This window comes from Mesorhizobium sp. M7A.F.Ca.CA.001.08.2.1, from assembly GCF_003998455.1.
Lineage (GTDB): Bacteria > Pseudomonadota > Alphaproteobacteria > Rhizobiales > Rhizobiaceae > Mesorhizobium > Mesorhizobium ciceri.
Genome location: NZ_RZPW01000382.1, coordinates 1 through 5,885, shown reverse-complemented (window position 1 = coordinate 5,885; position 5,885 = coordinate 1). Strand labels below are relative to the sequence as shown.

The following is a 5,885-nucleotide window of genomic DNA, read 5'->3' as shown; positions in this document are numbered from 1 at the left end:
GAACTTCCAATTGCGGTTCGCGCGAATGATGCTGGCGCTGAAGGATGCCATCGGCAAGGGCTGGCTCGGCGAGATCGTCGACTTCGACGCCTGGCTGGCGCTGGCGACACCATGGGAGCTTTGGGAATTCCTGCTCAAGGCGCCGCGCGTCGAGATCGCCATGCATTCGATCCACTATCTCGACCTGATCCGGCAGTTGCTCGACGACCCCAGAGGCGTGCACGCCAAGACGCTCGGCCATCCCAACCATAAAGTGGCGCAGACGCGCACCAGCGCCATTCTCGACTATGGCGACACCGTGCGTTGCGCGCTGTCGATCAACCACGACCACAAATTCGGTCGCCGGCATCAGGCCTGCGAGTTCCGCATCTGCGGCACAGAGGGTGCCGCCTATCTCAAGCTGGGTCTCAACCTCGATTATCCCACAGGCGAACCGGATGTATTGGAGATCTATCCGAAGGGCGGAACGGGCTGGATCGCCGTGCCCTTGGCCGGCGAGTGGTTTCCCGATGCCTTCGTCGGCCGCATGGCCAATGTCCAGCGCTTTGCGGCCGGAGAAGATGATACGCTGATAAGCCCCGTCGAAGATGCCTGGAACACGATGGCACTGGTCGAGGCCGCCTACCAGTCGAGCGCGGCACCGGCGACACCGATCGCGGAAAGACCCTGATGGAACAGATCCAATATTTCGAGGATTACGAGATTGGCGCGTCGCGCCTAACAAGCGGCCGCACCATCACCGAGACCGACTTCATCGTCCATGCCGGCCACACTGGCGATTTCTTTCCGCACCATATGGACGCCGAGTACATGAAGACGACGCCATTCGGCCAGCGCATCGCGCATGGCACGCTGGTGTTCTCGGTCGGCATCGGGCTGACCGCGAGCGTCGTCAACCCTGTCGCCTTTTCCTACGGCTACGACCGGCTGCGCTTCGTCAAGCCGGTGTTCATCGGCGACACAATCCGCACGCGCACCACCATCGCGGTCAAGGAAGACGATCCCAAGCGGCCGGGTTCAGGACGGGTGATCGAGCGGTGCGAGGTGATCAACCAGCGCGGCGACGTGGTGCTGGCGGCAGACCACATCTACATCGTCGAACGCAGGCCGGCGCAGGGCTGAGACTCGGGAAAGTCCTACGAGCCGGTAGCGCGCTTGGTAATGCGCTCCAGCCCGAGCAAGAGAACCAGCGTCGCCACGACCAGGATCATTGTCAGTGCCGCGCCGGCAAAGATGTCGCCGCGATCGGTAAGGCTGAAGATCGAGACCGGCAGCGTCACCCAACCCGGCGGGTAGACCATGACGGTGGCGCCGAGTTCCCCCATCGACAGCGCGAAACTGAGACCGAAGGCGGCGACCAGATAGGGTGCGAGCAAGGGCAGTGTGACGTGCCAAAGCCGGTAGGCCGGGCGAGCGCCGAGGCTCGATGCCACCTGCTCGAAGTCGGGCGAAAGCCGCGCCAGTCCAGCCGAGACATTGCCGAAGGTGAAAGCCGAGATCAGCACGAAATGTGCGATCATGACGATCGCGATCGTGCCGTTGAGCAGCAGCGGCGGATGGCTGAAGGCAACCAGCAGGCCAAGGCCGACAGACACCGAAGGGACCGCGCTTGGGATGAAGAACAAAAGGCCGAGCAGCCGCCGCAAGGCATGGCCCTGGAGGCGCAGCGACAGGGCCGCCCAGGTGCCGCTGACCAGCGCCAGCGCGCTGGCCAGGAAGCCGGTGACCAGGCTGGCCTTGACCGCTCTGCCGGCGGCACCGGAAATGACATCGGTGTAGTGCTCCGTCGTCACGCCGTTGGGCAGCACGCCGTTCCACTGGTCGGCGAGGCTGGACAGGAGGATGACCGCGAGCGGCGCCAGGAACAGCACGCCGAAGATCAGTGCGAAGAGCACCCACAGGACAAGACGACCGGAGCGTGACCAGACCAGCATGGGCTAGGCTCCCAACCGGCCGGCGGCGAAACGGTAGAGGCCGAACAGGCCGAGCGACAGCGCGATGTTGACGACGGCGATGATACAGGCGACCTGATAGGCCGATTCCTGGATCGCCTTGCCGTAGATCAGCAGCGGCAGGGTGATGACGCCCTTGGCGCCGATGAACAGCACGATGCCGAATTCGTTGACGGTCAACAGCAGGCACAGGCTGCCGCCGGCGATGAGTGCCGGGATTGCCGCCGGCAGGACCACCTGGCGAACGATGCGAAACGGCCGCGCGCCGAGCACGCTCGCCGCTTCGATCTGGCCACGGTCGACCAGCGAAAAGGCGGCGAGCAGCGGCCGCAGGATGAAGGGTGTGTAGACAGTGACCTCGGCCAGGATCACACCCCACGCGGAATAGAGGAAATCGACGGGCGGCAGCGGCAGCGAAAAGGTCTCCATCAGCCCGGCATTGAGCATGCCGGCGGAGCCATAGAGGAAGGTGAAGGCAAGCGTCACCAGGAATGTCGGCAGCGCGATGAAGGTATCGATCAGCCGGGCGATGAAGCCGCTGCCGGGGAACGGCACGAAGGCCAGAATCAGCGCCAGCACGAGGCCGACGACCAGACATCCGGCCGTCGCCGCGACCGAGATCGACACGGTGTTGATCAGCGCGTTGAGGAAGAAGCGCGAATGCAGCACCCGGATGACTTCGGCGACATTGGCGACGCCGCTGTCGTCGAGGAAGGCCTGGCGGGCAATCAGTGCCAACGGATAGAAGAACAGCAGCGCCAGCAGGGCCGCCGGTGGCACTATCCAGAGCTTGCCGGGTTCCCTCCGAAACGCCGGCGCGCGAAGTGTGACGGCCTCAGACACCGGCGTCTTCCGGGAGAAGCGAGGTGTCGGCGGGCGCGAAGAACAGCGGCACCTTGGCGCCGGGTTCGGGCAAGGCGATCGGCAGCCTGGTCGCCGAGACACGCACCGGCGTGCCGTCGACGTCGAGCACGAGATGGGTCAGTTCGCCCTGCCAGTGCACTTCCTGGAGCGTGCCCACGATGCGGTTGGTATGGTCGCTGTCGGCGGTCAGGCTGAGATGCTGCGGCCTGATACAGAGCAGGCTCTTGTCGCCGGCCTTCTCGTTGCGGCCGGCGCCGGTCAGCAGCGCGTCACCATGCCTTGCCGTGGCAAATCCCTTCGACCCGACGGCCTCGGCAACCGTTACCGGAAGAAGATTGGCGCGGCCGAGGAACTCGGCCGTAAAACGGTTTGGCGGGCGGCGGTAGAGTTCGGTCGTCGGTCCATGCGAACAGACCCTGCCGTCGCGCATGATGGCGATTTTGTCGGCAAGCGTCAGCGCCTCGGTCTGGTCGTGGGTGACATAGAGGATCGTCAGGCCGGGCAGGCTGCGGTGCAGCCGCGCAATCTCCTCGACCATGTTGCGGCGGATCTGGGCGTCGAGCGCCGAGAGCGGCTCGTCGAGCAGGAGCACGCGCGGCCGCACGGCCAAGGCACGCGCAATCGCCACGCGCTGCTGCTGGCCGCCCGAAAGCTCGCGCGGATAGCGCCGGGCATAGGCCGACATGCCGACAGTGCCCAGCGCATCCTTGATCCGCTCGCCGATCAGCGCCTTGTCGGCGCCCTGTGCTCTGAGGCCGAAGGCAACGTTGTCCTCGACCCGCATATGCGGAAACAGCGCGTAGTTCTGCACCACCATGCCGAGGCCGCGCTCGTAGGGCGGCAGATCGGTCACATCGGTGGCGCCGATGCGGATCCGCCCGCTGGCGGGTCGCACGAAGCCCGCCACGGCGCGCAAGGCCGTCGTCTTGCCGGATCCGGATGGGCCGATCATCGCCAGGATCTCGCCAGGTGCGATATCCAGGGTCAGCGGATGCAGGACGACATGCGCGCCATAGGCAACGCTGACCTTGTCGAAATGGACATTGGAGCCGGCGCCGCGAACCTTCGCGGCGTCGATGTCCATGACACTGGTACCAGTAAAGGCTGCGGCCGACATGGCGTGGTCCTCCGGGTTTCCCTTGCGGATCAACTTCCGGTCGCTTCGTTCCAGCGCTTGACATAATCGGGCAGCTTGCTCAGCGCGTCGTCCCAGTTCGGCGACCAGATGGTCACGCCTTTCATCGCCTCCTGCGCCTTGGCGAAGTTGGCGTCATCCGGCTTGACGTCCTTGCGAGCCGGCATGCCGAGCGCAACGGAACTGATGCTCGACTGGGCTTCCTTGGAGAGCAGGAAGTCGATCAGTTTCTTGCCGTTGTCTGCGTTGGGTGCGCCGGTGACCAGGCCGATTTCATAGGGCAGCGCGAAGGTGGAGCGCACACCGTCAGGTCCAGCCGGCCAGAACACCTTGATATTGGGATTGTCGGCCATCTGCGACATGTTCATCTGCAGATCGCCATTGGCGACATGCAGCTCACCCTTGTTGACCAGCGCGGTCAGCTTGCCGGTCGAAGCGGAGGGGCCGACATTGTTGTCCTGCAGCTTCTTCATGAACTCGAAGCCGGCATCCTCGCTGCCGAAGGCGTGGATGATCTGCAGCATGACGGCGGTGCCGTCACCGGCCTGGCCGGGGGTAGAATACTGGATCTTGCCCTTGAACTTCGGGTCGAGCAGGTCGTTGTAGGCCTTTGGCGCTTCAGGCAGGACGGCACTGTTGTAGATGAAGTTCATATAGTTGTTGACCAGCGGCCGGTACTTGTCTGTGCCGCCATCGATCTGGTCGGCGGCTTCCGGCTTGTAGTCCTGCAGCAGGCCGTCAGCCGCGGCCCGCTGCACGAAGGGCGGCAAGGTCACCAGCACGTCGGCCTGCGGATTCGATTTTTCCTTGGCGACACGCTCGACGACGCCGCCGGAACCTGCCTCGATATACTGCACGGTGATGCCGGTGGCCTTGGTGAAGGCGGCGAATTCGGTCTCGAACCAGCTGCCATTGCCGTCATGCAGGCCGTCGGCGGAATAGATGGTGACGACGCCGTCGGCGAGTGCCGGTCCGACAAGAGCCGACGACGCCAACAGCGACGCGGCGAAGGCCATAGCTATGGTTGCCTTTTGCGATTTCATGCTCAGTTCCCCTGTGATTGATGGCACATTCTGCGATGCACTGTGACGATCTCGCCTGTAGGCCGGAGCCTTATGCGGCACCGTTCGATCTCGTCGTTGTGCCGACTTTGGGGACTGACGATCGATAAGTAAAATCTATTTATTTTATGAGAGGCAAATTTTACCTGATAGTTGTCATGGAACTGTCGCAACGCTGGCCTGGCTTCGATTCCGGCCTCGCGGAAGGCCCGCGATTGGCGGCAGAGATGGTGATGGTCAGCCGAATGAAACCCCAGATGTCTGCGCCCGCAGCCGCGGGTCGAACGAACGAACGGTAACCGGCCGGCCTTCGAGAATTTCGAAGCAGCGCGCGAGCGTGTCGTCTTCGAGCCGGCGCATGGCCCCCTGCGTGAAGAAGGTGAGATGCGGAAACAGGATGACGTTGTCGCGGCCGAACAGCGCGCTCATCGGATGGCCCGATTTGGCCAGCGGCTCGACCGAATAGACGTCGAGCCCGGCGCCGCCGATGCGCCCCGAGATGATCGCCTCGACAAGGGCGGCCTCGTCGATCAGCGCGCCGCGCGAGACATTGACGATGATAGCGGAAGGCTTCAGGCAAGCGAGCTCGGCTTCACCAATCAAGCCGCGCGTCCTGTCGTTCAGCACGCAGTGGAGGGAAACGAAATCGCAGGCGCGCAGCATGACGTGGAGGTCTTCTACCTTCTCGATGCCGGCGGTGCGCATGGTTGCGACATCGACACCGGGATCGAAGCCGAGAACGCGCGCGTGAAATCCTTGGCCTGCCATGCGCGCCATGCTGCGGCCGATCTTGCCGCAGCCGACGAGCCCAAGCGTGGCGCCGGACATGTCGCGCCCCAGCCAGCGTTGCTCGGGCCAGATCCAACCATCACG

Annotated in this window: 7 protein-coding genes; 2 read left to right on the top strand and 5 right to left on the bottom strand. The window is 64.0% G+C overall.

Going from position 1 to position 5,885, the window contains the following annotated elements; translation table 11 throughout:
• On the top strand, positions 1 to 670 hold a 670-nt coding region (locus EN914_RS21330; protein ID WP_164778832.1), incomplete at its 5' end, for a Gfo/Idh/MocA family oxidoreductase.
• Positions 667 to 1,122, top strand: a complete 456-nt coding sequence (locus EN914_RS21325) for a MaoC/PaaZ C-terminal domain-containing protein (RefSeq protein ID WP_024502489.1) — start codon at positions 667 to 669, stop codon at positions 1,120 to 1,122. The genes EN914_RS21330 and EN914_RS21325, both read left to right, overlap by 4 nt.
• Before the next feature lie 14 nt (positions 1,123 to 1,136).
• On the opposite strand, the gene EN914_RS21320 is transcribed toward EN914_RS21325, so the two are convergent.
• The 5 genes from EN914_RS21320 to EN914_RS21300 form a co-directional block, all read right to left on the bottom strand.
• On the bottom strand, positions 1,137 to 1,934 hold the full coding sequence (locus tag EN914_RS21320) for an ABC transporter permease subunit (RefSeq protein ID WP_024502488.1): 798 nt from the start codon (positions 1,932 to 1,934) through the stop codon (positions 1,137 to 1,139).
• 3 nt (positions 1,935 to 1,937) lie between these two features.
• A complete protein-coding gene (locus EN914_RS21315) occupies positions 1,938 to 2,795 on the bottom strand; it encodes a 2-aminoethylphosphonate ABC transporter permease subunit (protein ID WP_024502487.1) in 858 nt (285 codons plus the stop codon).
• Entirely contained in the window at positions 2,788 to 3,933 is a 1,146-nt protein-coding gene (locus tag EN914_RS21310) for an ABC transporter ATP-binding protein (protein ID WP_024502486.1), read from the bottom strand. Before EN914_RS21310 ends, EN914_RS21315 begins: the two co-directional genes overlap by 8 nt.
• A 29-nt stretch (positions 3,934 to 3,962) precedes the next feature.
• On the bottom strand, positions 3,963 to 4,994 hold the full coding sequence (locus EN914_RS21305) for a 2-aminoethylphosphonate ABC transporter substrate-binding protein (protein WP_013533035.1): 1,032 nt from the start codon (positions 4,992 to 4,994) through the stop codon (positions 3,963 to 3,965).
• 255 nt (positions 4,995 to 5,249) lie between these two features.
• A partial coding sequence (locus EN914_RS21300; protein ID WP_281034663.1) for an NAD(P)-dependent oxidoreductase occupies positions 5,250 to 5,885 on the bottom strand: 636 nt, incomplete at its 5' end.